Annotated in this window: 19 protein-coding genes and 1 pseudogene; 15 read left to right on the top strand and 5 right to left on the bottom strand. The window is 56.6% G+C overall.

Annotated elements, in window-relative coordinates:
• Window positions 1-77: 77 nt before the first annotated feature.
• The 5 genes from ACYZUA_RS16245 to ACYZUA_RS16225 all read right to left on the bottom strand — a co-directional run bounded on the left by ACYZUA_RS16245 (window position 78) and on the right by ACYZUA_RS16225 (window position 6,622).
• On the bottom strand, window positions 78-455 hold the full coding sequence (locus ACYZUA_RS16245) for a response regulator (RefSeq protein ID WP_008146959.1): 378 nt from the start codon (window positions 453-455) through the stop codon (window positions 78-80).
• 77 nt (window positions 456-532) lie between these two features.
• Window positions 533-1,714, bottom strand: coding sequence for a hybrid sensor histidine kinase/response regulator (locus ACYZUA_RS16240; protein ID WP_461959664.1), 1,182 nt, complete (start codon window positions 1,712-1,714; stop codon window positions 533-535).
• A complete protein-coding gene (locus tag ACYZUA_RS16235) occupies window positions 1,708-2,301 on the bottom strand; it encodes a chemotaxis protein CheB (protein WP_461959663.1) in 594 nt (197 codons plus the stop codon). The genes ACYZUA_RS16240 and ACYZUA_RS16235 overlap by 7 nt, the downstream gene beginning before the upstream one ends.
• Entirely contained in the window at window positions 2,298-3,131 is an 834-nt protein-coding gene (locus ACYZUA_RS16230) for a CheR family methyltransferase (protein WP_461959662.1), read from the bottom strand. Before ACYZUA_RS16230 ends, ACYZUA_RS16235 begins: the two co-directional genes overlap by 4 nt.
• Entirely contained in the window at window positions 3,131-6,622 is a 3,492-nt protein-coding gene (locus ACYZUA_RS16225; protein ID WP_461959661.1) for a response regulator, read from the bottom strand. The genes ACYZUA_RS16230 and ACYZUA_RS16225 overlap by 1 nt, the downstream gene beginning before the upstream one ends.
• Before the next feature lie 260 nt (window positions 6,623-6,882).
• Here ACYZUA_RS16225 and ACYZUA_RS16220 point away from each other — a divergent pair, with 260 nt between their 5' ends.
• From ACYZUA_RS16220 to ACYZUA_RS16150, 15 genes and pseudogenes are all read left to right on the top strand, one after another.
• On the top strand, window positions 6,883-7,242 hold the full coding sequence (locus ACYZUA_RS16220; protein ID WP_461959660.1) for a response regulator: 360 nt from the start codon (window positions 6,883-6,885) through the stop codon (window positions 7,240-7,242).
• Between the two features lie 166 nt (window positions 7,243-7,408).
• Window positions 7,409-8,914, top strand: a complete 1,506-nt coding sequence (locus ACYZUA_RS16215) for a PhoPQ-activated protein PqaA family protein (RefSeq protein ID WP_461959659.1) — start codon at window positions 7,409-7,411, stop codon at window positions 8,912-8,914.
• Window positions 8,915-9,032: 118 nt separating this feature from the next.
• Window positions 9,033-9,143: pseudogene (locus tag ACYZUA_RS16210) on the top strand (response regulator); the annotation flags it as partial.
• 225 nt (window positions 9,144-9,368) lie between these two features.
• The gene (locus ACYZUA_RS16205) at window positions 9,369-13,196 is read left to right on the top strand and encodes a hypothetical protein (RefSeq protein ID WP_461959658.1); all 3,828 of its coding nucleotides are present in this window, start codon (window positions 9,369-9,371) and stop codon (window positions 13,194-13,196) included.
• Between the two features lie 114 nt (window positions 13,197-13,310).
• Window positions 13,311-14,606, top strand: coding sequence for a glycosyltransferase (locus ACYZUA_RS16200; RefSeq protein ID WP_461959657.1), 1,296 nt, complete (start codon window positions 13,311-13,313; stop codon window positions 14,604-14,606).
• A gap of 148 nt (window positions 14,607-14,754) precedes the next feature.
• Window positions 14,755-15,612 carry a phospholipase gene (locus ACYZUA_RS16195; RefSeq protein ID WP_461959656.1) on the top strand — a complete coding sequence of 286 codons (858 nt, stop codon included), beginning with the start codon at window positions 14,755-14,757 and terminating at the stop codon, window positions 15,610-15,612.
• 146 nt (window positions 15,613-15,758) lie between these two features.
• Complete coding sequence (locus ACYZUA_RS16190; protein ID WP_461959655.1) at window positions 15,759-16,640, top strand: phospholipase; 882 nt, start codon at window positions 15,759-15,761, stop codon at window positions 16,638-16,640.
• A 79-nt stretch (window positions 16,641-16,719) separates the two neighbouring features.
• The gene (locus ACYZUA_RS16185; protein ID WP_461959654.1) at window positions 16,720-17,625 is read left to right on the top strand and encodes a helix-turn-helix domain-containing protein; all 906 of its coding nucleotides are present in this window, start codon (window positions 16,720-16,722) and stop codon (window positions 17,623-17,625) included.
• A gap of 227 nt (window positions 17,626-17,852) precedes the next feature.
• Window positions 17,853-19,163 carry an ABC transporter substrate-binding protein gene (locus ACYZUA_RS16180; RefSeq protein ID WP_461959653.1) on the top strand — a complete coding sequence of 437 codons (1,311 nt, stop codon included), beginning with the start codon at window positions 17,853-17,855 and terminating at the stop codon, window positions 19,161-19,163.
• A gap of 146 nt (window positions 19,164-19,309) precedes the next feature.
• The gene (locus ACYZUA_RS16175) at window positions 19,310-20,236 is read left to right on the top strand and encodes a carbohydrate ABC transporter permease (RefSeq protein ID WP_461959652.1); all 927 of its coding nucleotides are present in this window, start codon (window positions 19,310-19,312) and stop codon (window positions 20,234-20,236) included.
• 10 nt (window positions 20,237-20,246) lie between these two features.
• Complete coding sequence (locus ACYZUA_RS16170; RefSeq protein WP_046047128.1) at window positions 20,247-21,077, top strand: carbohydrate ABC transporter permease; 831 nt, start codon at window positions 20,247-20,249, stop codon at window positions 21,075-21,077.
• Window positions 21,078-21,242: 165 nt separating this feature from the next.
• Window positions 21,243-22,346, top strand: a complete 1,104-nt coding sequence (locus ACYZUA_RS16165) for an ABC transporter ATP-binding protein (protein ID WP_461959651.1) — start codon at window positions 21,243-21,245, stop codon at window positions 22,344-22,346.
• A 17-nt stretch (window positions 22,347-22,363) separates the two neighbouring features.
• A complete protein-coding gene (locus ACYZUA_RS16160; RefSeq protein ID WP_461959650.1) occupies window positions 22,364-23,848 on the top strand; it encodes a mannitol dehydrogenase family protein in 1,485 nt (494 codons plus the stop codon).
• Between the two features lie 145 nt (window positions 23,849-23,993).
• Complete coding sequence (xylB, locus tag ACYZUA_RS16155) at window positions 23,994-25,490, top strand: xylulokinase (protein ID WP_461959649.1); 1,497 nt, start codon at window positions 23,994-23,996, stop codon at window positions 25,488-25,490.
• A gap of 13 nt (window positions 25,491-25,503) precedes the next feature.
• Entirely contained in the window at window positions 25,504-26,439 is a 936-nt protein-coding gene (locus tag ACYZUA_RS16150) for a carbohydrate kinase family protein (RefSeq protein WP_461959648.1), read from the top strand.
• Window positions 26,440-26,747: the final 308 nt, after the last annotated feature.

Below are 26,747 nucleotides of genomic sequence, written 5' to 3'. Positions count from 1 at the left end.
GCTTGCTCGCGAAGGCGTAAGTTCTGATACACCGCGTTATCGTTCTTCGCGAGCAAGCTTCGCTCCTACAAAAGTCCTTACGACAGCATTTCCTGCATGAGCTCTTGCAGTACATCCAGATCGAACGGTTTGGCCAGGATCGGTGCTTTACGGGTGATCGGGCTGTCCGTTTCGCGGATCTCCTGCGGATAACCGCTGATAAAGATCACCTTGAGCTCCGGTCGCAACTTCACGGCAGGTTCGGCAATCTGCACGCCAGAGATTCCGCCCGGCAGGCGGAAGTCGGTGATCATCATGTCCAGGTGCGGTTTGCTCGATAGAATCTCAAAGGCCTGCTCGCCGTTTTCGGCCTGCAATACCCGGTAGCCCTCACCCGACAGATAGGCCGACAGCACCATCAAAATCGAGGGGTCATCTTCGACGATCAGTACGACGTCTTGTGCATCTTCACTCATGGGAAGCCTTTGTTCGGTCAATAGCTGCTGATACGACCGTGGGGTCGATCAGAGGTTGCGTTTATCTGGCTGTTTTCCTACAGCGGCAGACAAACGCGAAACAAGGCGCCTTCGCCAATCCGGCTTTCGACGGTAATGGAACCGCCATGGGCGGCCACAATCTGCTCGGAAATAAACAACCCCAGGCCCAACCCCGCGACAGCGTGTTTGGCCGTGACGCGTTCGAACTGCTGGAAAATACGCTTCTGGTTCTCTTCGCCAATACCGATCCCGAGATCGCGCACTTCCACCCGAGCCTGACCGCTCTCACTGTACACCTTAACGGTGATCGGACTCTTGGCGCCGTAGCGCAAAGCATTGGTCAGCAGGTTGGAAATCACCTGTTCAATGCGAAATTCGTCCCAGTTACCCACCACCGGTTGCTCGGCCTCCAGGGTGACCGAGGACTCGGCAGCATCGACCTGCGGGGCAAAATTCTGCAACAAGCTGCGAACCAGCGCCGACAGATCGAAGCGCGTCGGTCGGATCGATAACTTGCCGGTGCGAATGCGCGACACATCGAGCATGTCTTCGATCAGTCGGATCAAACTTTTGATTTGCCGCTCATCGCGATCGACCATCGCGTGCATCTTGTCCAGGGTGAACGCCGCGGCGTTATCCCGGGCCAGGTGCATCTTGCGCAACTGGGTTTCGAGGATCAGGCCATTGAGCGGCGTGCGAACTTCGTGGGCGACGATGGACATGAAGTCATCACGCATGCGCACCGCTTGCTGCAGTTCCAGCTGGGTACTCTGTAACTGCTGGAGCAGCGCTTCCTGCTCACGGCGGCTTTGCTCCAGCTCTTCGACCTGCTGTTTCATCGCCTTGCTTTGGCGAAACAGTTCGACGAACACGTTGACCTTGCTTTTGACCGCATGGATATCCAGCGGCTTGTAGAGGAAATCCACGGCGCCGCTTTCATAGCCCTTGAACGCATAGTTCAGCTCACGACCGGCGGCGCTGACGAACACGATCGGGATGTTCTTGGTCTTTTCCGTGCCACGCATCAGCTCGGCCAGTTCGAAGCCGTTCATGCCGGGCATCTGCACGTCGAGAATGGCCATGGCGAATTCGTGTTGCAGCAACAGCGACAAGGCTTCGTCGGCGGACAAGGCTTTGTAGACGATACGGTCTTCGCGCCTGATCAACGCTTCGAGCGCCAACAAATTTTCCGGCAGATCGTCGACGATCAGCAGTTTGGCCTGGATAGTACTTAGCATGCGATTCGTTCCAGCTCGACAAGCAGACGGCCGATGCCGCATATAGGGAGAATGTGGTCCGGCTGGTGTATATCAAGCGCCGCCCGCGGCATGGTCGCGACCTGGGCTTCATCCGGGTCCTGGATGATGGTCATGCCGCCACGGCGCTTGACCTGGGCCAGGCCGCGGGCGCCATCGCGGTTGGCGCCGGTCAACAACACCGCGGCCAAGGCTGAACCGTAGGCATCAGCGGCCGACTCGAACAGGTAATCAATGGCCGGTCGCGAATAATGCACGCGGGCTTCCAGGCTCAAGGAAAAACTGCGGTCCTGCTCCACCGACAAGTGATAACCCGGCGCCGCGAAATACAGCGTTCCGACTTCGACCAGCGTCTTGTCGCGGGCTTCCAGTACAGGCATGGCTACTCGCCGTGCGAACACCTCGGGCAGATAGCTTCGACGTTCGTCCGGCAGGTGCAACACCACGATGATCGGCAACTTGAAGCCTTTTCGCAGAGGGCTGAGGATGTTCAGCAACGCCTCAACACCGCCGGCCGAGGCGCCGATCACGATAGCCTCTATAGAAGGCAAATCTGCTGCTCTGTTCATGATTTGCGGTAAATCCGTTCTTGTTTCACCAATGGCTCGAACTGGTTGGCGTAGGCTGAAAAATCCAGGGTTTCCTTGCTGCCCAGCGCCAAAAATCCTCGGTGACAAAGGGATTCATGAAACAAACCGAAAGCACGATTCTGAAGTTTTTTATTGAAGTAAATCAAAACATTACGACACGAAATTAACTGAGTTTCTGAAAAGACACTGTCAGTCGCCAGGCTGTGATCGGCGAAGGTCACGTTCTCACACAGCGTCTTGTCGAAAATGGCGTAGCCGTAGGCTGCCGTGTAGTAGTCGGCGAACGAACGCTGGCCACCTGCCTGCTGGTAGTTATGAGTGTAGGCGCGGACATTCTCCATGGAGAAAATCCCTTGCTTGGCTTTATCCAGCGAGCGCGGATTGATGTCGGTGGCGTAGATGATGGTGCGATCGAGCACGCCTTCTTCGCGCAGCAGAATGGCCATCGAATAGACCTCTTCACCCGTGCTGCAACCGGCGATCCAGATCTTGATCGAGGGGTAAGTCTTGAGCAGCGGCACCACTTCCTTGCGGATCGCGAGGAAATGCGAAGGGTCGCGGAACATTTCGCTGACCGGGATCGTCAGCAGTTGCAGCAACTGCATGAACGCCGTCGGGTCGTGCAGGACCTTTTCCTGCAACGCTGAAATGGTCGTGCACTCGAACTGGCTCAACGCATGATTGACCCGGCGCTTGATCGAAGCGCCGGAGTAGTCGCGAAAGTCATAGCTGTATTTGAGGTAGATCGCCTCGATCAACAAGCGCAATTCGATTTCGCTATTTCGCTCCACTGAACAATTGCTTTCCACTAAATGCGTTCCATCTTCGGTAACCACACGCGAATCAGCGAGAACAGGCGATCCAGGTCGATGGGCTTGGCCAGGTAATCATTGGAGCCCGCTTGCAAGCAGCGCTCCTGATCGTCCTTCATGGCCTTGGCCGTCACCGCAATGATCGGCAGTTTGCGCCAGCGCGGGTCCTTGCGGATCTCGATGGTGGCTTCGAAACCATCCATCTCCGGCATCATCACGTCCATCAACACCAGATCGATGTCCTCGACTTCATTCAGTCTTTCAATCGCTTCACGGCCGTTCCGTCCGATGACCACGACTGCACCCTTTTGCTCCAAAGCACTGGTGAGGGCGAAGATGTTACGTACATCGTCGTCCACCAACAGCACCTTGCGACCCTCGAAGACCTTGTCGCGGCTGCGCGCGGTCTTGAGCATCCTCTGGCGTTCATGGGACAACCTGGATTCGACTTTGTGCAGAAAGAGTGTGACCTCATCCAGCAAACGCTCGGGCGAGCGCGCGCCCTTGATGATGATCGAGCGCGAATACTTGCGCAGGTCGGCCTCTTCGTCCCGGGTCAGGTTGCGCCCGGTGTAGACGATCACCGGAGGGAACGAGCAGATATCTTCCGTGGACATGCGCTTGAGCAGGTCGTTACCGAGCATGTCCGGCAGCTTCAAATCGATGATCATGCAATCGAAAATCGTCGTGCGCAGCAGGTCCAGCGCATCCTGCGCCAGGCCAACAGCAGTGATCTCGATGTCATCGTCGCCGATCAGCCGGGCAATGCTGTCGCGCTGCAGATCATCGTCTTCGACCAGCAGGACGCGTTTGACCTTCTGGGTCAGCTTGGCTTCAAGGCGGGCAAACACGTCCTTGAGTTCTTCGCGGGTAGTCGGTTTGACCGCGTAACCAATGGCGCCCATGTGCATCGCGGCTTCGACGCGGTCTTCCACCGAAATCACATGCACCGGAATGTGCCGGGTTTCTGCGTGTTCCTTCAGGCGTTGCAACACGGTCAGCCCGGAATGATCCGGCAGACGCATGTCCAGCAGAATGGCGTCCGGGATGAATTCCCTGGCCAGGTCGTAACCTTCATCCGCCCCGTGCGCTACCAGGCACTGATAACCCAGTTCATGCGCCAGGTCATAAAGGATATTGGCAAAGTTCGGCTCGTCCTCCACCACCAGAATGCAACGAGTGGCGAATGGCGCCTTGGTGCGATCGTCGTCGAAACGCGGGATATCGATTTCGGCAATCAACGGTACCAGCGTGGCGGGCGTCACTCTCGGTGCAATGGCAACCGGCGTGGCTCTCATCGGCTCGACAGGATTCTCGCCCGGTTCGACGTATTGCTGCGGCAAAACCAGCGTGAACACACTGCCCTGCCCCGGTTCGCTGGTGACGCTGATTGAACCGCCGAGCAAGGCGGCCAGGTCACGGGAGATCGACAAGCCCAGGCCAGTGCCGCCGTAACGGCGATTGGTGGTGCCATCGGCCTGGCGGAAGGCTTCGAAAATGCTGTCCTGCTGATCCGCGGCAATGCCAATCCCCGAATCGCGAATGACAAAGGCGATACCGTCGCCTGGCTGGCTGGCGACCGTCAGACTGACCGTGCCTTTTTCGGTGAATTTCACCGCGTTGGACAGCAGGTTCTTGATCACCTGCTCCAGACGTTGGCGGTCGGTGAAGATCATCATCGGCGCAGCGGCCTGCACCTCGACCTGGAAATCCAGTTTCTTGTCAGTCGCCAAGGGCTGGAACATCCCGCGCAAGCCATCCACCAGACGCGCAACGCTGGTGTTCTCCGGTCGCATCTCAAGCTTGCCGGCCTCGACCCTGGAAATGTCGAGAATGTCGTTGATCAAGTTGAGCAAATCATTGCCGGCGGAGTAGATCGACTCGGCAAACCTGACCTGCTCGGCGCTGAGATTTTCCTGAGGGTTTTCCGCCAGCAACTTGGCCAGGATCAACGAGCTGTTCAGCGGCGTGCGCAACTCGTGGGACATGTTGGCGAGGAATTCAGACTTGTACTTGCTCGAGCGCTGCAACTCTTCGGCGCGTTCTTCGAGCTGGGTCTGGGCCTGATTGAGCTCGCTGTTCTTCAGGTCCATGGCGTCGCGCTGGTCCGCCAGGATCAACGCCTGTTCGGCGAGTCGCTCATTGGTTTGCTCAAGCTCGACCTGCTGGGTCTCCAGATGCGCCTGGGACTCCTTGAGAATCCGCGACTGCTCTTCCAGTTCTTCGTTGGCGGTCTTGAGTTCTTCTTGCTGGACTTGCAGCTCTTCATTGAGCTGCTGGGTTTCGGCCAACACTTCCTGCAAGCGCTGGCGATAGCGAGCGGCCTCGATGGACGTGCCGATATTGCCGGCAATCAGCTCAAGCAATTCGACATCGCGATCAGTCAGCGGGCGCAGGAAGCCCAGTTCGATCACACCGTTGACCCGATCGTCGTCACTGGTCGGCACCACCAGCACGCTGTGCGGCAGCCCTTCGCCCAGGCCGGAGCTGACCTTGAAGTAATCGCTCGGCACGTCATCGAGACGAATCAAGCGAGCCTGGTTCGCTACCTGGCCGACAATGCCTTCATCGTTGTAAATCTGCTGTTCGCGCGCTTCCTGCTCGCGGGAGAGACCGTAAGAGGCAATGCGCTTGAGACCGCCGTGCTCTTCACGAACATAAATAGCCGCCACGACGGTGCCCAGGTACTGCGCGCAGAACTGCAGAATGTTGCGCCCCAGCAGATTAAGCGACAGTTGCCCCAGCACTTGCTCGGCCAGTTCGGTCTGGCCATTGCGCAACCAGGCCTGTTGTTCCAGGCGACGAGCACTGGCCTGTTGCCCGGCGAGGTTGGCGCTGTAACTTTGCGAAAGGTTGAGCAAATCCCGACGGCCAATGTAGGCCAGCAATGCGCTGATCCCGGCGATGAACAACAGATAAAGGCTGATGCTCCAGATCGTGGTACGGCGCACTTCCTCGTTGCGCGTGGTGCGTAACTGCTGCTCCATGTCGATCACGTCTTCGAATTGCTTGCGGATCTCATCGGTCAGCCGCTTGCCGCGCCCGGCCTTGACCACGCTGCGGTAATCGCCGCTGGATCGCTGCAATTCAATTAGTGCCTGCGCGTAAGTGGCCCACTCATTCTGCAAGGCCTGGAGCCGGTTCAGACGGTCGGTCTGCACCGGGTTGTCCGCGGTCAGTTCGAGCAAGGTATTGAGGGCGACAGCGATTCGCGGCTTGGCCGTTTCGTAGGGTTCAAGGAAGTGCTCGTCGCCAGTGAGCAGGAAGCCGCGCATACCGGTTTCCAGATCGACGGTCAGCTTGACCGATTCATTGGCGTTATTGATCACCCGGTCGGTGTGCTCGACCCACCGGGTCACCGACAGCAGGTAAGTGATCAGCGAAACAAAGAACACTGCACTGAGCACACCGACACCCAACGGCAGGCTGACGTTGCGGCTCAGGAGTTTACGGAATCGTTGCTCATCAACCGAAGACGCGGATGTCATGTGGGAAACCTTGTCGAACTGTTGAAAACCACGGAGTCTGCCCCAAAAGGGGCGTACTGATCCAATTTTCTGTCACCTTTTCGAGCAAAATCCTACATTCCACTGCTCCAGCGCAAAGGAGCGGTTATCCTTGCCCGCACGAGTGCGGCTATTCTTTTTTCTACCGCGTGGGAACTTGTCGGGTTCCGCCACTTACTCAAGCAAGAGCCCGGCGATTACGATCGACCGACGACCGCGAATTCAACCTCTGAGAACCCACTATGTCCGCCACCGCGTCCATCATCCTTGTCGTCGAAGACGACGCCATCGTGCGCATGCTGATTGTCGATGTACTGGAGGAACTCGAGTTCAAGGTGCTAGAGGCCGATGGCAGCGAACAGGCGCTTGAGTTTCTCAACGATGAAGATCAGTACATCGATTTGATGATGACAGACGTTGGTTTGCCGGTGATGGACGGCCGTGAATTGGCCACGCAGGCGCGGATGCTGCGCCCCGAGCTGCCGATCCTGTTTGCCAGCGGCTATGCCGAAAGCATTGAGGTGCCCGAAGGTATGCACGTGATTGGAAAACCGTTTTCCATTGATCAACTGCGCGACAAGGTCAAAGGCATGCTGGCCTGAAACAGGTGACCGGCGCTCTTGGCCCTCTCCACTTTTCTGCATAAACCGACGTAAGGTCGCATTTTCCGGCGTTTTTGGGCCCTGACCTGTCAACTCTGACAGTAGAAAAGGCCACCCGCCTGGCGTTTGATTGGACCGGTGATCCCACTCATAAGGAACCGAGTCCATGCCGAGTCAAACCGAACGCTACGCACGTTATTTGAAAATCAGCGGATTATTGCTGATGCTCATCGCCGGATATGGTTGCCAGTCAGCCTCTTCCGACAATCCCCAGCACTGCTTTGAACAGAGCGGCCAGGCGTTCAGCGAAGTATTGAGCTGCTATCGCAAAGCCGAAGCGACGCAACCGTTGCGCTACGTCAGTAAGGGACAAGAGCAACAGCCCGGCGTCAACATCCGCCGCTTCGAACTGACGTCACAGTCCTGGGGCCAGGGCGGTCAAGTCGCCCCGGCAGGCTGGACCCATGGAGTCGACCTGTACATTCCCGACAACGTCAAGGGTACGCGTGCCGTGCTGGTCGCCAACGACGGCGTCAACAACCCTTTGCCCGGTGAGTCACCGGGAGCACCCAACAACTTTTCGCAGCAAACATTGCTCAACATCGCCCGGCAAACCGGTTTGATCGTAGTGGCTGTCAGCAATGTCCCCAACCAGTACTTGACCTACAGCGATGACGGCGTGCCGCGCACAGAAGATGGCAGCGTTGCCCACAGCTGGAAACTATTCATGCAGGCCCCGGAACAACAGCCCTTTATGTCGCTGCATGTGCCGATGATGGAAGCGCTGGTCAAGGCCATGGACCTGGCGCAAAAGGAAACGCAGCCAGGCCAGGTGGTGAGTTTTCTTGCCACCGGCGCGTCGAAACGCGGTTGGGCGGTATGGCTGTCCGCCCTTGCGGACTCACGCGTCGATAGCATCGTGCCGTTTGTCATCGACGTCTTGAACACGGACAAAGTGTTCGACCAGACGTTTCTGGCTTACGGCGGTAACTGGCCACTGGCGTACGCCGACTACTACTTGCAAGGCGTGATTGCCCAACGCAAGAGCGAGCCGTTCAAGAAGCTGATGCAGGTCGAAGACCCAATGACCTATCTGAATCTGCCCGGCTTCATCGACCGCATGAAGATCCCGAAGTACATCGTCAACGCCAGTGGCGATGACTTCTTCATCCCGGATGCTTCACGCCAGTATTTTCCGGACCTGCCGGGTAACAACACACTTCGGGTCATTCCCAATTCCGCCCACGATGTGCGGGCGTTTGTTGAAGCGAACCTGATTCCTTATATCAAGCGGCGGCAGACCGGCAATACCGCACCGAGGTTAAAGGCACAGGAACAGCGCCTGGACGCCACATCGACCCAGTTGCACCTGACGTTGTCCGAAATGCCGATCAGGACGACTCAGTGGACAGCGCTCAACCCGAAGGCCCGGGACTTCCGGTACAACTGCGGCGTGCGCTATACCGCAAAACCATTGCCGGTCGCAATGAACGTCCAGGCGACTCTCCGCGCTCCCGAGGAGGGTTGGAACGCCCAGTTCATCGAAACTGAGTACGCGGACGGCGTTGTCGAAACGACGATGGTCAAGGTACTTCCGGAAATGTATCCGAATCAGCCGCCACCCGCCGATCAGGCATTTTGCAGAACACTACCCGGCACCCCGGGTCAGTAAATCACGACACGACAATCTCACTCTTTTGCTCTGTGGGGTTGTCGTGTTTTCTTGACTGTTCTCGTTCATCCACTTTCTTGCGCCTGATGCCGGAGCGTTCAGTTCAGTACCACGGTTGCTGTTGTTTCCCGATGGCAGCGAACAGACGCTGGAGTTTCTCAACGATGAAGATCAGTACATCGATTTGATAATGACCGATGTGGGGCTGCCAATCATGGATGGTCGCGATCAGTTGCGGAATAAAGTCACAAGCATTATTTAAAACTGTAATAAATCACTGACCTCTTGCCAGTTATAGCAAAGAGGTCTTTGCATCCGAACAACATAGAGACCAACTAAAGCCGTAACTACCTCCAGACAAATGCAACACACACTTACACACGCCAACTTGCTATCACCCAAACATTAAAAGAGGATACCTCAAATATACAACCCAGAAATAGATGGATTTACCATGATCATTAGAAATACAGCCAATATTTTTCAAAGACACTTATCAAGACCTTCAGCTTATATCCCGCCCCAAGATCACAACAGTCGAAAAGATAACATCGAACGCCTGGAGTTTCTCAGCAAATTAAAGCGTCGCGCGCAAGACCACAATTACTCCAAGGAAGTCAGTCCGGTGGGCGTTTCCATCTCCCTGGGGGTTGCTTCCATCTCTCCGGGGGGTGCCTCCATCTCCCTGGAGGGTGCTTTCATCTCCCTGGAGTCTGGTTCATCGCTAGAAGAAGCTCTTCAGCCCGCAAGAGTCATGTTGCGAAACATGGTCGAAAAAGACTCTTTCAAAACACTTTTGATGAAGCTCCAGCTGTCCGAACATTCACTGTTTGAAGTAACCGCTAATGGTCAGGTCAAGGCACACTACGCAGGCAGAACCCTGAGTTTCGAGGGTGCATTCAAACTGGCGCCGGATCTGAACGATGATCTTGTTGTATTGGTTGAAATGGCGCAATTGACCGGTGGCGTAGTCACCCTTGATGACCAAGTCAGCATGATTCAATGGTTGAGATTCCATCGTTACCTCCTCCCTCGGACGCTCATCGATGCCCAGAACCTGATTGCATTCCTGGAACAGCCACATCCCGTCAGTCCGCCATTGGGCAACTATTGGGAAATGATACAGGTCGGGGAAAACAATCCGCTCACTATGTCATCAGCACAGTGCTACCGGCTTCGAGCACTTATCAAGGAACACACCAAGGGCGAACCATTATTGGAACATCTGTCAGGCACTATTCTGGGTGGACGATCCATTCCCTTCAATCGATATGATGCGGAGTATTATCTGAAAACGCTTGTTTCCAGTTCAATTGCTCTAATCTGGGCAAAGAGTTTTGTACGGGATCTGGATTGGTATGGTGCGCAAGATAATCAGCCCTTATCGGATGAGTCTCTCCAGCAAATACTTTTGACCGCGCTACTGCTGGATCTCCATCCGATGGTCGGGGAGCAAGAGCCGCGCAATCAAGTGGCCGGTTTCGATCTCTATGCGGCCCGACACATAGAGAAGTCTTTCGCCAGTGTTCAAACGGAGTTCGAAAGACATCTGATCAATAACCACCGAATCACTGAACACAACGCGGCACTGGCCTCGCATTTATTGCTGGCCGGCACCGCGCCGGAGTTCCTGGTCAAGGACTTGCCGCCTACTCTGCTATTAGGCACCCCGCAATGGGTTGATTACTGCCGGACCATCGCGGTGCAGGAAATCATTTCACCGGGATCGTCGCGCTCAATGACCCACGCGCAAATACAACACCTGATGAAATCCGTCTCAGTCACCGAGTCGCAACAGGCACTCAATGCCTTGGCTGCTGTAGATCCAGTGATCGACTGGGCGTTGCTCAACGGTATCGTCACCCATAATGAAGTGAACCGGTCGGTCAAGGATTCACTTGAAGTGGCAGTGGCCGCTTACGCCCGCCATGCGAAAACCTACGCTGAAACGGCTGAAACATTGTCTCGCCCCTTGCCGACCCGCAAGAGCGTCGCCCTGGACATCCTCAAGCAAGTCGCCAAGGGATGCTCCTATCTTGAAGATGACGTCCTTCACCAAACGAGCAATCGATTACTGGCAGACGTCTATGGCAAACCGTTTCTCATATCCCCTGTAGACCTGCACATGTCCAACGACCTGCAGACAGGTGATTGGGACTTGAAGCATGGAGAGAGTATTTATAAAGCGTTTCCAAAGATGCTCCCAAATCTGATTTCTCCGGATGGAGAGTTTTACCGTCAATTCAATCGAAACTATGTGTCACATACACAGGCCATGAGTACGCATTTGAAACTGGCCCTTTCATCCTTGCCGCTTCCTGATCGGGCGCGGCTGCTGCGCGGACAAGTGACGATATTCTCTGTACGGCCTTCAGTCGCCACTCTTCATCCAATCACCCGCCCCCCCATGAATCCAATATCGGCAACTCTTGACACCATACTGAAAGTGACGAATCGGGTTCCCATGGAGAGTCAGGAAGACAAAAAGCAGGCCACCGGTCGTTACGGCGTGGTGATGTGTACCTACTTCGAAGGACGACTGAGTTGTTATGAGCTGTTCACCTTGCACGGAGTCTGCCGTGAAAACACGGAACTGGCCGAGCTGATCGAAAGGGAGAACCTGTTACATACAAGCCCCCCCAGCAGTGGAAAAAACCACTCCCATCCGGCACCGGTGCATCAACTGCCCACGGACATCGAGTGCTACACCCATGGAGTCACACCTGGCCTCGTCAATACCAGTCGTGGCGTCATTGAAAAAATCGGGGAACTATCAGCGACACTCCTGCCTTCGAACATTGAAAGCAAAGGCTATTACCAAAGTTTCTATTCAAGTGAATTCAACCCGCTCGTGAACTTCGTGCTCAAGCACCGGCCAATCGCAACCTACGATGAGTTGGTAAAAGAATGTTGGGGGCAAACCCGACTGGAGGTATTGCGCGCAGAACGTGAAGAAGATTTGAACACGTTTCTCAATATTGTCATCCCGTTCAAATCATGCATCGAAGACATCAGTTCAGACGATCTGGATCGACAGTTCCAAGGAGTAGCTGCCTGCACCCTGGAAGCTGCGATGACACTTCTGTTGGTGGTCGGGGCCATCGCTAAGGTAGCCAGTCTTGCCGCCAGAAGCATGACCCTTGCAACGAAAGCCAGCGCCATGGCCAAGACTGGCCTGGGCCTGGTGAGCAGCTTGCTAAATCCGCTGGATGGCGTTCCGGATTTGCTGACAGGTGGCGCAAAACTGTTGCGCAAAGGTTTTAACGGGAGCGTTGCGGCCTTGGAAAACGCCACTTCCGATCTTCGCCGGTTGGCAGGTCAGACTCAATTCGAGCAATTGGCCAGAGCCGGCGATCCAGACATCATTCGTTTCGGAACCTGGCGCCCCGTGGAATCTTCGAAAGACCTTTTCCGGGTCTGGGGTATACGCCAGAACGACCATTGGTACGCACTCAACCGGCACGGTCAGCCATGGGGAGCGAAGCTCAACAACTTCGAACCAATGAAAATCTGGCATGTGCTCAAGCTGGATCAGCTGATGCCGGCATCCTACACCCGCAAACTGCTCAAGGACGCGTTGCCAGCCTCTAGAGCAAAGGTTGACGATGCTATCAGAGTCTTGACGGACGCATCACTTGAAACCGACTCTGGGAAGATTGTGAAACTGTTGTTAGGTGACAACTCCAGCCAAGGTCGACGCAAAGTTCTGAATTACCTGAACGAAGTAAAAAAAGATATTGCCAAGGTCACACCCGACAACTTCATCCTGGACTCTGCCGAGTCGCAAAGTTTCGCAGCCCTGAACCCGGACTTGTATGCAGAATGGGCACGCGCAATCCCGAAGGAAGCAACCCAAAAGAAGTTCATGCGCATCTATACCCATAACTTCAATCGGCAGTTCCGTACCGAAGGCTATAGCCATGATGTACTCGCCGATGACATTGTTCATGAGTTGTTTCATGGAGCCCCCAACACACTGGATCACTCCTATGCCCACCTTCCAGTATCCGGACGCCAAGGTAACTACCAACGACTGGATGTGGCTCCGCTGATGAACCTGGCCTCCGGCCACCTGCGTGATCTGGATACGCTGAAAGTGATCGACAAGGCCAACGCTTTCAATAATGCGGACTCGTTCGCACTGACCACATCACTGCTTAGCCAGTTATCGAAAGATCCAGTCTCGTACCGGCTAAACATTGAGACGATGTCGAAGGCGCTCGAAAGAAGCCAGAACGGCTACATCGGTTGGGAGGTTATTGTGAAGTTGAATCCGGTTTAAGCCATACGATCTGCCGCAGGGCGGGTCTGCGGCAGATTGGCTGAATGGAAACAACTGACTGTGGTTTAATTGCGCGCTTTTTCGACGCCCAGTACCCGCATCAAGGAATGCCCCATGAGTCAGCCCTCCTCCACCAAAGTCCTGGTCATTGGTTACGTCTGGCCCGAGCCCCGCTCTTCAGCGGCCGGTGGGCACATGATGCAAATTCTCGAGACCTTCTTGGCGCAAGGCTGGGACATTACTTTCAGTAGCCCGGCCGGCACCGGTGAACACCGGGCAGACCTGACGGTCTTGGGCATTCGCGAAGTCCCGATCGAATTGAACAACAGCAGTTTCGACACGTTCATCAGCGAACTGGCCCCGGATATTGTTCTGTTCGATCAGTTCATGATGGAAGAACAGTTCGGCTGGCGAGTTGAAAAGCACTGCCCCGATGCCTTGCGCGTGCTTGAGACCTCTGATCTGCGAAGCCTGCGAGATGCCCGCCATCAACGCCTCAAGCAGCGTTTGAAAGCCAGTGACGACGCCAATGATTTCACCGAGTTATTCGCCCCGGCGTTGCGTGAAGAGTTTGAGCTGATGGCCGATACCGATCTGGCCAAAAGGGAGATCGCAGCGATTTATCGTTGCGACTTGAACCTGATGATTTCCGAAGTGGAGATCGAGTTGCTGGTCAAGCAATTCAAGCTGCCGCGCCACTTGCTGCACTGGTGCCCGCTGATGGTCGATCTACCGAGCGTGCCACCGGTTTCTTTTGAAGACCGCGCGCACTTTCTCAGCATCGGCAACTTCCGTCATGCGCCCAACTGGGATGCGGTGCTCTGGATGAAAACCACTATCTGGCCGCTGATTCGCCAACAACTGCCTACGGTTCAATTGCACATTTACGGTGCTTACACACCGCCCAAAGCGACTGCGTTGCACAACCCCGGCCAGGGTTTTCATGTAATGAACTGGGCTGAAGATGCATTAAAAGTCATGTCTGGCGCACGGATTTGCCTGGCCCCCCTACGCTTCGGTGCCGGCATCAAAGGCAAAATTGTCGACGCCATGTTGTGTGGCACGCCCACGATTACAACGCCAATCGGCGCAGAAGCGATGCATGGCGAACATCTCTGGCCAGGTGCCGTGACCCGAACAGCACAGGCGTTCGCCGATTGCGCGGTTCAGCTGTACAAAGACGAGGCTCTGTGGACGGACGCCCAATCCCAAGGGAAGACATTGCTGGCCGATCGTTATCGACAATCGGAACATGGTCCGGCGCTGATCGAAAAGTTGTTGTATTGCCAACAACACTTGGCACAACTTAGAAGCGATAATTTTACGGGAAGTATGTTGCGTCATCACCACCATAAAAGTACGCAATACATGGCGCAATGGATTGAAGCGAAGAATCGAAATCCGTTATAAAGCTCGCACTAATAACAAACATTTTGCATTATCACTGCCATTGACCAAATCCAACTCCCTCCTTATAAATAATCAGCCGAACTTACACCTCGCCCGTCAAGTTCGGCACTATTAACCTCCCTTATAAATCAATGCAAGGATGCATTAGATGAGCAACTACGCCAATAACAACTGGATGGCCGCGACGCCGGCCATTGACACTTTATCGCTCTGCGAACTGACGCTGCCTGGCACTCATAATGCTGGTTGCGACTGGAAAGCGTCCTGGCCGTTTTTCGGCCCTCCCGCCCACTGGGTGGCCTGCCAGCATGAATCGTTCTACAGCCAACTGTGTCATGGGTCCCGAGTTCTTGATGCGCGTTTGATTTATGACGCCACTGCCCCAGGGTTAGGAAAATTCATATTTTTACATAACAGTCACCGTTCTAACCGCACGTTGGGGAACCTGGTAACCGATCTAAATAGATTCCTGATGGAAAACCCTGATGAGTTTGTCATTCTGGATTTTCATCAACTCAATAACGGCGAGCATCCCTTTGACTTCAAATACTTCAACGACATGATGTTGAGGTTTATCGGCCATCGGATGATTCCTGCCCAAAACCAGGGCCTGAGCCTTAATAGACTCAAGCAAATCAGTCCACTGCAAAGGATACTGGTCGCGACCCCATGGCACAGTGCTCTTGATCGAAACGTATTTCACGAGCAGATCGAGCACAAATGGTCTGGAAGCGGCATCACCAATGCCGCGGACTTGGAAAAGCACATTATTAACGTGCTGAAATACCCGCCGGGCACATGGGCACCGTGGTCGCTTTCCGCCACCAGTTACAGCGCTCTCGGCGGCCCCGTGGATATTCATGACGAGCTTAATTCCTGGTTCGACCCGAAGAAAAGCGACTGGGCGTCAAAGTGCAACATCATCAATGTCGATTTTATTGAAGAGTCCAACATTGTCTCTTATTGCCGAACTGTAAACCTGACGAAAGCGAGCAAGCGAAATTAACAATTTTCGCGCCATCAAATAGCTATTCTTGTGTAAGTGTTTCCGGCGCTGGCAATACTGCCTCGCACTTCTATGCTGGGTCATGACATCCGACACATGAACTTCTTCTCCTCACGGATGGGGCGAATCAACGACAAGGAACTGTCATGACCCGAAATACAGCAACCACACCCGACAAACAGAAATGGATGAGCAACGTCCTGGATATCGGCCAGTTGAGGCTGACCGACATCGTCTGGCCCGGCACGCACAACGCCGGCATGGACAAAAAAGCGCCGAACTACGAGGTGGTGGTCGGCAACTGGACGACGTGCCAGAACGACTCATTTGCCTGGCAACTGGCCAACGGTGCACGGGCATTCGATATCCGGCTTGGCTGTACCGCCGGCCCGGTAGTACCGGTGTTCTACTTCCATCACAACGGCTATCAGTCCCACCGCATTCTTGATGAACTGATCGACGCGGTGACGACATTCCTCGACCGAAACCCGGACGAATTCATCGTCCTCGACTTCCACCAGTTAGGGGATGCAGCGAAGCCTTTCGACTACCGACAATTCAATGATTTTCTGATGCGCCGCCTGGGCTCGCGCTTGATCCGTCCTTCGGATGCGCGCAGTACCGTGGAACAGCTCAAGCGCGCCAGTTCGCAGCGCCGCATTGTCATGGCCGCGCAGTCGAAGCCCGGACTCGACCGTGAGTATTTCTGGCCGTATATACCTCACAAATGGAACGGCAAGGTATTCACCGACACCAGCGATCTGCAAACGCATATCCAGACCACCCTTGTGGGGGCGCCTTACGATGCATTTCTCTGGTCCTTGCCGGCGACGTGCTACTCGCTGTTGGGTGGCCCTCAGCACATCAAAATCCAAATCAACAACTGGTTCCACACCACCCGTGATTGGGTCACACGGTGCAGCATCATCAGCACCGATTTCTTTGACGAGGCGGATATTGTCCGCTACTGCTGGAGCGCCAACAGCATGAAAGCGGTTTACGGAGACAGGTTGCACAATTCAGCCTGAGCCAAAGTCGTGGCGGGCTGGCACAGCAGGCGCCAAAAGAGGCATGATCGGGTAGCGATAACAAGAAAAGCGCCCTGACATGACCCGAACACCCCGCGTGACAGACCCCTCTTACGAACTGATGGACGACCACAACGGGTTGTCCATCATCTACCGCCAGCACGGTTTTCCTTGCCCGTTGGTGCGTTGGCATTTTCACAAGGAATACGAACTGCACCTGATCGTCGCCAGCTCCGGCAAAGTGTTCATCGGTGACTACATCGGAAATTTCTATCCAGAATCGCTATTCCTCACCGGCCCCAACCTGCCCCACAACTGGATCAGCCAGGTAGCCGAAGACGAAGTGGTGCCCAAGCGCGACATGCTGGTCAACTTCACGGATGAGTTGTTCGACAGCGGCCACTTGGTGTTTACCGAGCTCAAAACGCTGGCGCCGCTGTTGGAGCGCGCCCAGTACGGCATCGAGTTTCGCTGCAAGCGCACCATCCACCAGGCCATGACCTTGATGCAACGCATCGCCGACACCCAAGGCGTGACGCGCCTCGGGCACTTTTTCATTCTGTTGGAGTTGCTGGCGGCTTCTGACGACTATCAGTTGCTGTCCGGGGCAACGACGCCGCAATTGGCCGACGAGCACAATATCGATCGCACCAACCGGGCGGTGGATTACATCTTCGCGCATTACGCTCGGGAACTGCCGCTGGAAGAAGTCGCCGAGCACTTGGGCATGAAGCCGACCTATTTCAGCCGAGTGTTCAAGCAAGCCACTGGCCGCTGCTTCATCGAGTTCGTCAATCGCCTGCGCATCAGCAAATCCTGCGAGCTGCTGGCCGATGGCAACAAACCGGTAACCGACGTGTGTTTCGAGTCGGGTTTCAACAATATTTCCAACTTCAATCGGCGTTTTCAGCAACTCAAGGGCATGACGCCGTCGCACTACCGGCGGTTGGCTGTGCAGCGGTTGACTGAGCAGAACCTGGGTTAAAGCCTGAAAACCTGTACGGAATCCATAGCGCCTAACCGGTAAAAAGCCTTTCCCTGCACCTCTCCCTCCAAACACCAGTGCAAAATAGTATCGATCCAAGTGCGATGGATGATTTGTCACGTCATCAATTGAAGGCTGTAATCAGCGCACATTCTTCCCTCCGCAGGAAGACACAAAAACAATAACTGTCCTTCTGTAACCCGCCGGGTGCAGAAAAGGAGTGCACGATGCAACCTTCTGTAAAAGCTCTGCTTGCCCTCACCTGCATGACCCTCAGCAGCGTCAGCCTCGGCGCCCAGACCCTGACCATCGCCACCGTCAACAACAGCGACATGATCCGCATGCAAAAACTCTCGAAAACCTTCGAGGCCGAGCATCCGGACATCAAGCTGAATTGGGTGGTGCTGGAAGAAAATGTCCTGCGTCAACGCCTGACGACCGACATCGCCACTCAGGGCGGACAGTTCGATGTACTGACCATTGGCATGTACGAAGCCGCACTCTGGGGCGCCAAAGGTTGGCTGGAGCCAATGAAGGGCTTGCCGGCCAGTTACACCCTCGACGACGTGTTCCCATCGGTGCGTGAAGGCTTGTCGGTCAAGGGTTCGCTGTATGCCTTGCCGTTCTACGCTGAAAGCTCCATCACCTACTACCGCACCGATCTGTTCAAAGAAGCCGGGCTGACCATGCCCGAGCACCCGACCTGGACCCAGATCAGCGAATTCGCCAGCAAACTCACCAATAAGGACAAAGAACAGTACGGCATCTGCCTGCGCGGCAAGGCCGGCTGGGGCGAGAACATGGCGCTGATCACCACCGTGGCCAACGCCTATGGTGCGCGCTGGTTCGATGAGCAGTGGAAGCCGGAATTCACCAGCCCCGAGTGGAAAAACGCGCTTAACTTCTATGTCGACACTATGAAGAAATCCGGCCCGCCGGGCGCGTCGAGCAACGGTTTCAACGAAAACCTGGCCCTGTTCAACAGCGGCAAATGCGCAATCTGGGTCGATGCCAGCGTCGCCGGCTCCTTCGTCACCGACAAGACCCAAAGCAAGGTCAGCGACCACGTCGGCTTCACCTACGCTCCGCACGAAATCACGGACAAGGGCTCGGCCTGGTTGTACTCCTGGGCGCTGGCAATTCCGACCAGCTCCAAGGCCAAGGACGCCGCGAAAACTTTCAGCGCCTGGGCCACTTCCAAGGAATATGGCGCTTTGGTTGCCGAGAAAGACGGCATTGCCAATGTACCGCCAGGTACTCGTGCTTCGACGTATAGCGATGAGTACATGAAGACTGCGCCGTTCGCCAAGGTGACCCTTGAATCGCTGAAAGCCGCGGACCCGAGCAAGCCGACCCTCAAGCCCGTGCCGTATATCGGCATCCAGTTGGTGACCATTCCTGAGTTCCAGGCCGTGGGCACCCAGGTCGGCAAGCTGTTCTCGGCAGCACTGATCGGCCAGACCACGGTCGACCAGGCCCTGACCGCTGCCCAGTCAACCACCGAACGTGAAATGAAGCGCGCCGGTTACCCCAAGTAACCCCCAATCCCTGTAGGAGCAAAGCTTGCTCGCGATGAACGATAACGAGGTTCATCAGACGAGCCGCGTCGTGGCTATCGCGAGCAAGCTTTGCTCCTACAGGTTTCGCGTTACATCTGCTCTTGTTCTCAATCGGTTCTATCGCCATGAATATTTCAACTGCCAAAGCTCACATGGACATACCCCGACCGGTGCGTAAAAGCCGATTGGCCAACCCCGGCTGGTTTCTGGTCAGCCCCTCGGTGGCGTTGTTGCTGCTGTGGATGATCGTGCCACTGGGCATGACCGTTTACTTCTCGCTGATCCGCTACAACCTGCTCTATCCCGGTGAAAACGAGTTCGTCGGGCTGGAGAACTTCAGCTACTTCCTCAGCGACTCGGGTTTCCTGCCTGGCGCCAGCAACACCTTGTTGCTGGTCGGCAGCGTGCTGTTGATCAGCGTGGTGTTCGGCGTGTTGATCAGTGCGCTGCTGGAGGCCAGTGAGTTTCTCGGTCGCGGCATCGTACGGGTGATGCTGATCTCGCCGTTTTTCATCATGCCCACCGTCGGTGCGTTGATCTGGAAGAACCTGATTTTCCACCCGGTGTCGGGGATTCTCGCCTACGTCTGGAAGCTGTTCGGCGCGCAGCCGGTGGACTGGTTGGCGCACTACCCGCTGCTGTCGATCATCATCATTGTGTCCTGGCAATGGTTGCCGTTCGCGATCCTGATCCTGATGACCGCCATGCAGTCCCTCGACCAGGAACAGAAGGAAGCCGCGCGCCTCGACGGTGCCGGGCCAATCGCGATCTTCTGGCACCTGACCCTGCCGCATCTGGCACGACCGATTGCCGTGGTGGTGATGATCGAAACCATTTTCCTGCTGTCGGTGTTCGCCGAAATCTTCACCACCACCAACGGCGGCCCCGGCTACGCCTCGACCAACCTCGCCTACCTGATCTACAACCAGGCGCTGGTGCAGTTCGACGTCGGCATGGCGTCCGCCGGCGGCTTGATCGCGGTGGTGATCGCCAACATCGCAGCCATCGTGCTGGTGCGCATGATCGGCAAAAACCTGACAGACAAAGCCTGAGGCCTGCGCCATGACCCTTCAACAATCCCGCCGTCTGCAAAGCCTGCTGCTCGGCACCCTGGCCTGGGCCATCGCGATCCTGATCTTCTTCCCGATCTTCTGGATGGTGATGACCAGTTTCAAAACCGAAATCGATGCGTTCGCCACGCCGCCGCAGTTCATCTTCACGCCGACGCTGGAGAACTACCTGCACATCAATGAGCGCAGTGATTACTTCAGCTTCGCCTGGAACTCGGTAGTGATTTCGTTCAGCGCTACAGCGTTGTGCCTGCTGATCGCGGTGCCGGCGGCGTACTCGATGGCGTTCTACGAAACCCAACGCACCAAAGGCACGCTGCTGTGGATGCTCTCCACCAAGATGCTGCCACCGGTGGGCGTGCTGATGCCGATCTACTTGCTGGCCAAGAGCTTCGGCCTGCTCGATACGCGCATCGCGCTGATCGTGATCTACACGCTGATCAACCTGCCGATCGTGGTCTGGATGATTTACACCTACTTCAAAGACATCCCCAAGGACATCCTCGAAGCCGCGCGCCTCGACGGTGCCACGCTGTGGCAGGAAATGGTCCGGGTGCTGTTGCCGATTGCCAAGGGCGGCCTGGCTTCCACGGTGCTGTTGTCGCTGATCCTGTGCTGGAACGAGGCGTTCTGGTCCTTGAACCTGACCTCGTCGAAAGCCGCGCCATTGACCGCATTGATCGCCTCCTACTCAAGTCCCGAAGGTCTGTTCTGGGCCAAGTTGTCGGCGGTGTCGACGCTGGCCTGCGCGCCGATCCTGATCTTCGGCTGGATCAGCCAGAAACAATTGGTCCGCGGCCTGTCGTTTGGCGCCGTGAAATGAAGATCGCCGACTCAACGCGATCCACTGTGGGAGCGAGCCTGCTCGCGATAGCGGAATGTCATTCAACAGTAATGTCGACTGACACGGCCTCATCGCGAGCAGGCTCACTCCCACAAAAAAGCCCGCACGGCTCAACTAAATAACAACAAGCGGAGGCCCATCATCATGGCCAACCTGAAAATCAAGAATCTGCAAAAAGGCTTCGAAGGCTTTTCCATCATCAAAGGCATCGACCTGGAAGTGAACGACCGCGAGTTCGTGGTGTTCGTCGGCCCGTCGGGCTGCGGCAAATCCACCCTGCTGCGCCTGATTGCCGGCCTGGAAGAAGTCAGTGGCGGCACTATCGAACTCGATGGTCGCGACATCACCGAAGTCAGCCCGGCCAAGCGCGACCTGGCGATGGTGTTCCAGACCTACGCCCTGTACCCGCACATGAGCGTGCGCAAAAACATGTCGTTTGCCCTCGACCTGGCCGGCGTACCGAAAGCCGAAGTCGAGAAGAAAGTCGGTGAAGCGGCGCGCATCCTTGAACTTGGGCCGATGCTCGAACGTAAACCGAAACAGTTGTCCGGCGGTCAGCGTCAGCGCGTGGCTATCGGCCGCGCCATTGTGCGCAACCCGAAGATCTTCCTGTTCGACGAACCGCTGTCCAACCTCGACGCCGCGCTGCGCGTGCAGATGCGCCTGGAACTGTTGCGACTGCACAAAGAACTGCAAGCCACGATGATCTACGTGACCCACGACCAGGTCGAAGCCATGACCATGGCCGACAAGGTTGTCGTACTCAATGGCGGCAAAGTCGAACAAGTCGGCTCGCCGCTGGACCTGTATCACCAGCCGGCCAACCTGTTTGTCGCCGGGTTCCTGGGCACGCCAAAAATGGGCTTCCTCAAGGGCAAAGTCACCCGCGTCGAAAGCCAACGCTGTGAAGTGCTGCTGGACGCCGGCACCCGCATCACGTTGCCGCTGAGCAGCGCCAACCTGAGCGTCGGTGGTGCGGTGACGTTGGGCATTCGTCCTGAACACCTGAATCTCGCGCAAACCGGCGACTGCACCTTGCAAGTCACGGCCGACGTCAGCGAACGCCTTGGCAGCGACACCTTCTGCCACGTGGTGACCTCGTCCGGCGAAGCCTTGACCATGCGTGTTCGCGGCGACCTGGCCAGCCGCTATGGCGAGTCGCTAAGCCTGCATCTGGACGCCGAGCACTGCCACTTATTCGATGCCGACGGTGTGGCGCTGACCCGCCCGTTGCGCGCTGCGGCCTGATTTTTAGAGTGCATGTGATGAAACTGAATAAACAGAACCTCAACCGCCTCGCCCCCGAGGTGGTCCTGCCCGCCTACGCCCTGAGCGACACCCGCCAAGGCATCGCGCACATAGGCGTCGGTGGTTTCCACCGGGCGCATCAGGCGTATTACACCGACGCATTGATGAATACCGGCGAAGACCTGGACTGGGCGATTTGCGGCGTGGGTCTGCGCGCCGAAGACCGCCGCGCCCGGGACGATCTCAAAGATCAGGATTACCTGTTCACCCTGTTCGAACTCGGTGATACCGACGACACCGAAGTTAGGGTGATCGGGGCGATTCGCGACATGCTGCTGGCCGAAGACGGCGCGGCAGCGCTGATCGACAAACTCGCCAGCCCCGAGATCCGTATCGTTTCACTGACCATTACCGAAGGCGGTTACTGCATCGACGACAGCAACGGCGAGTTCATGGCCCAACTGCCGCAGATCCAGCACGATCTGGCACACCCGAACGCCCCGAAAACCGTGTTCGGTTTTCTCTGCGCCGCGCTGGCCAAACGCCGTGCAGCCGGCACGCCTGCATTCACCTTGATGTCCTGCGATAACCTGCCGCACAACGGCGCGATCACTCGCAAAGCGTTGCTGGCTTTCGCCGCCCTGCGCGATGCCGATCTGCGGGACTGGATCGCCACCCACGTGAGTTTCCCCAACGCCATGGTCGACCGCATCACGCCGATGACCAGCACCGAACACAAGCTGCAACTGCACGATAAACACGCTATCGACGATGCCTGGCCGATCGTTTGCGAACCGTTTGTTCAGTGGGTTCTGGAAGACAAGTTCGTCAACGGTCGTCCGGCTTGGGAAAAGGTCGGCGTGCAGTTCACCGACGACGTCACGCCTTATGAAGAGATGAAAATCAAACTGCTCAACGGCAGTCACCTGGCGCTCACTTATCTGGGTTTTTTGAAGGGTTACCGCTTCGTTCACGAAACCATGAACGACCCGCTGTTCGTGCGCTACATGCGTGCCTACATGGACCTGGACGTTACGCCGCAACTGTCACCCGTGCCGGGGATTGACTTGACCGAGTACAAAAACACGCTGGAGGCGCGCTTCTCCAACCAAGCGATTGCCGATCAACTGGCGCGCGTGTGTTCGGACGGTTCGTCGAAGTTTCCGAAGTTCACCGTGCCGACGATCAATCGATTGATTGTTGATGGGCAGGAGACCAAGCGAGCGGCATTAGTAGTAGCGGCTTGGGCGTTGTATTTGAAGGGTGTGGATGAGAATGGCGATATCTATAGCATTCCTGATCCGCGGGCGGCGTTCTGTCAGGCGCTGGTGGCGGATGATGCGTTAATCACGCAGCGCTTGCTGGCGGTTGAGGAGATTTTTGGTACGGCGATTCCGCATTCGCCGAAATTCGTGGCGGCGTTCGAGTGGTGCTGTAATAGCTTGCGGGATGTTGGGGTGTCGCGGACGTTGGAACGGGTGTTGGCTGAAGTCCGGCGGTGAATCTGGTGCCGTCTTCGCGGGCAAGCCATGCTCCCAAAGAGGGCGGCGCCGAGCCACATTTCAACGAGCGACACAAAACCTGTAGGAGCAAGGCTTGCCCGCGAATGGCTTCACCGAGATCGACCTGACACACCAAGGATCTTCCATGGCAAACCAACAACTATTCCTCGGCATCGACTGCGGCACCCAAGGCACCAAAGCCATCATCCTCGACGCCGTCAGCGGTCAGGTGCTCGGCCAGGGTGCCGCCGCGCACAGCCTGATCAGTGGCGCCAACGGTCGCCGCGAGCAAGACACCGCCCAATGGCTGGAAGCCTTCACGCTTGCCACCCGCCGCGCATTGCTCGCGGCCAAGGTCGACGGCCAGGACATCCTCGGCATCGGCGTTTCCGGCCAGCAACATGGGTTGGTGCTGCTCGACGATCAGGGCCAGGTGCTGCGTCCGGCCAAACTCTGGTGTGACACCGAATCCACCCCGGAAAACGACCGTCTGCTTGCCCATCTGGGTGGCGAAAAAGGCTGCCTGGAACGCCTCGGTGTCGTGATCGCGCCTGGCTACACCGTCTCCAAACTGCTCTGGACCAAAGAACAACATCCGCAGATTTTCGCTCGCATCGCGCGCATCCTGTTGCCTCATGACTACCTCAACTATTGGCTCACCGGCCGCAGTTGCAGTGAGTACGGCGACGCCTCGGGCACCGGGTATTTCAACGTGCGCACCCGCCAATGGGACTTGCAGCTGCTGCGTGACATCGACCCCACCGGGCGACTGCAAGCCGCGTTGCCGGAGCTGATCGACGCTCATCAAGCCGTCGGCACGATCCTGCCGAGCATCGCCGAACACCTGGGCATCAACCCGCAGGCGCTGGTGTCCAGCGGCGGTGGCGACAACATGATGGGCGCCATCGGCACCGGCAACATCAAGCCCGGCGCTATCACCATGAGTCTCGGTTCATCGGGGACGGTGTACGCCTATGCCGACCAGCCGCAAGTCAGTCCGCACGCTTGCGTCGCAACGTTCTGCTCCTCCAGCGGTGGCTGGCTGCCGCTGATCTGCACCATGAACCTGACCAACGCAACCGGGGTGATTCGCGAGTTGTTCGAGCTGGATATCGAACAGTTCAACGACCTCGTCGCGCAAGCACCCATCGGTGCCGAAGGCGTGTGCATGTTGCCGTTCCTCAACGGCGAGCGCGTCCCCGCCCTGCCCCATGCCACCGGCAGCTTGCTGGGGTTGACGATGACTAACCTGACTCAGGCCAACCTGTGCCGCGCGGTGGTCGAAGGCACGACCTTCGGTTTGCGTTATGGACTGGACCTGCTGCGCCAGAATGGCTTACAAAGCCGCAGCATCTGCCTGATCGGCGGCGGCTCGAAAAGCCCGGTGTGGCGGCAGATCGTCGCCGACATCATGAACACCCCAGTGATCTGCACCGAACAAAGCGAAGCCGCGGCCCTTGGCGCCGCGATTCAGGCCGCGTGGTGCAAGTCCTGGGCAAACGGCCGCGAGGACAGTCTGGCGGACCTTTGCGAGCGTTGCGTGAAACTCGATCCAACCAGCGAAACCTTACCGATCGCAGACAATGTGGCGGCCTGTCAGCAAACCTACGAACGCTATCAACAGCATGTCGCAACCCTTTGAAGAGTGAATAACTATGTACCTGGTGTGTGGCGAAGCGCTGTTCGATTTCTTCAGTGAAGACGATGCCAGCGGCCTGGCTTCAAAAGTGAATTTCAAGGCGATTGCCGGCGGCTCGCCGTTCAACGTCGCGGTGGGTTTGCGCCGTTTGGGCGTGGATGCGGCACTGTTTGCCGGCCTGTCCACCGACTACCTTGGCCGGCGCTTGCAGATGGTGTTGCAGGATGAAGGTGTGCGCCCGGATTACCTGGTGGATTTCGCCGCGCCCACGACCCTGGCAATGGTGGCCGTCGGTGCCAATGGTTCGCCGCATTACAGCTTTCGGGGTGAAGGCTGCGCGGATCGTCAGCTGAAAACCGAGCATCTGCCGGAACTGGGACCTGAGGTGCGCGGCTTGCACATCGGCTCGTTTTCGCTGGTGGTGCAACCGATTGCCGACACGCTGTTGGCATTGGTGCAGCGGGAAAGCGGCAAACGCTTGATCAGCCTCGATCCCAACGTGCGGCTCAATCCTGAGCCGAATATCGACCTGTGGCGTTCGCGAATTGGCACCTTGGTTGAGCTGGCCGACCTGATCAAAGTCAGCGACGAGGATTTGAGCCTGTTGTACCCCGAGCAGGATCCGCAACGGGTGATTGAAGGCTGGCTGCAGCATCGCTGTCAGTTGGTGTTTCTGACCCGTGGTGGTGAGGGGGCGACGGTGTTCAGCCGTGCTCATGGTTCATGTTCAGTGCCGGCCAGTTCAGTGAAAATCGCCGATACCGTCGGCGCTGGCGATACGTTTCAGGCAGCGCTGATTGCCTGGCTGACGGAGCAGCAGCTGGATTCGGTTGAGGGCGCGCAGCAACTGAGTCGTGAGCAGATTGATGCGATGCTCAAGTTCGCGGTGCAGGCAGCGGCGCTGACCTGCAGCAAGACCGGGCCGGACTTGCCATATCGCCATCAGCTGTAAATGCGCTGAGGCTGAAGGCCTCTTCGCGAGCAGGCTCGCTCCCACAGTAGATCTTCAGTGGACACAGGTTTTGTGTTCGGCAACGATCCAATGTGGGAGCGAGCCTGCTCGCGAAGGCGGTGTCACTTACACCGCTAATCTTCCGACGCTGGAGTCGAGTGACTGGAGAACGGGGATTAGAACACGGGGGTGAGCGGCAATAAGAGTAGAAGGCTGTTACGGGCTACAGACGACTTTAGTCGGTAAATGACGGTTCGTTTCCTTGAATGAGGCGCTTTAATCCTGCACCATCCGCCCCAGCTTATTCA

The sequence above is a fragment of the Pseudomonas sp. LS2P72 genome, from assembly GCF_054897865.1.
The sequence above is the reverse complement of the archived record's forward strand: the minus strand, read 5'-3'. Positions and strand labels throughout refer to the sequence as shown.

Bases quoted from the DNA above. Each gene is read 5' to 3' on its own strand.
- ACYZUA_RS16165 (WP_461959651.1), top strand. From the start codon at position 21,243: ATGGCCAACCTGAAAATCAAGAATCTGCAAAAAGGCTTCGAAGGCTTT.
- ACYZUA_RS16170 (WP_046047128.1), top strand. From the start codon at position 20,247: ATGACCCTTCAACAATCCCGCCGTCTGCAAAGCCTGCTGCTCGGCACC.
- ACYZUA_RS16175 (WP_461959652.1), top strand. From the start codon at position 19,310: ATGAATATTTCAACTGCCAAAGCTCACATGGACATACCCCGACCGGTG.
- ACYZUA_RS16195 (WP_461959656.1), top strand. From the start codon at position 14,755: ATGAGCAACTACGCCAATAACAACTGGATGGCCGCGACGCCGGCCATT.
- ACYZUA_RS16200 (WP_461959657.1), top strand. From the start codon at position 13,311: ATGAGTCAGCCCTCCTCCACCAAAGTCCTGGTCATTGGTTACGTCTGG.
- ACYZUA_RS16205 (WP_461959658.1), top strand. From the start codon at position 9,369: ATGATCATTAGAAATACAGCCAATATTTTTCAAAGACACTTATCAAGA.
- ACYZUA_RS16240 (WP_461959664.1), bottom strand. From the start codon at position 1,714: ATGCTAAGTACTATCCAGGCCAAACTGCTGATCGTCGACGATCTGCCG.
- ACYZUA_RS16185 (WP_461959654.1), top strand. From the start codon at position 16,720: ATGACCCGAACACCCCGCGTGACAGACCCCTCTTACGAACTGATGGAC.
- ACYZUA_RS16180 (WP_461959653.1), top strand. From the start codon at position 17,853: ATGCAACCTTCTGTAAAAGCTCTGCTTGCCCTCACCTGCATGACCCTC.
- ACYZUA_RS16245 (WP_008146959.1), bottom strand. From the start codon at position 455: ATGAGTGAAGATGCACAAGACGTCGTACTGATCGTCGAAGATGACCCC.
- xylB (WP_461959649.1), top strand. From the start codon at position 23,994: ATGGCAAACCAACAACTATTCCTCGGCATCGACTGCGGCACCCAAGGC.
- ACYZUA_RS16160 (WP_461959650.1), top strand. From the start codon at position 22,364: ATGAAACTGAATAAACAGAACCTCAACCGCCTCGCCCCCGAGGTGGTC.
- ACYZUA_RS16150 (WP_461959648.1), top strand. From the start codon at position 25,504: ATGTACCTGGTGTGTGGCGAAGCGCTGTTCGATTTCTTCAGTGAAGAC.
- ACYZUA_RS16220 (WP_461959660.1), top strand. From the start codon at position 6,883: ATGTCCGCCACCGCGTCCATCATCCTTGTCGTCGAAGACGACGCCATC.
- ACYZUA_RS16190 (WP_461959655.1), top strand. From the start codon at position 15,759: ATGACCCGAAATACAGCAACCACACCCGACAAACAGAAATGGATGAGC.
- ACYZUA_RS16225 (WP_461959661.1), bottom strand. From the start codon at position 6,622: ATGACATCCGCGTCTTCGGTTGATGAGCAACGATTCCGTAAACTCCTG.
- ACYZUA_RS16235 (WP_461959663.1), bottom strand. From the start codon at position 2,301: ATGAACAGAGCAGCAGATTTGCCTTCTATAGAGGCTATCGTGATCGGC.
- ACYZUA_RS16215 (WP_461959659.1), top strand. From the start codon at position 7,409: ATGCCGAGTCAAACCGAACGCTACGCACGTTATTTGAAAATCAGCGGA.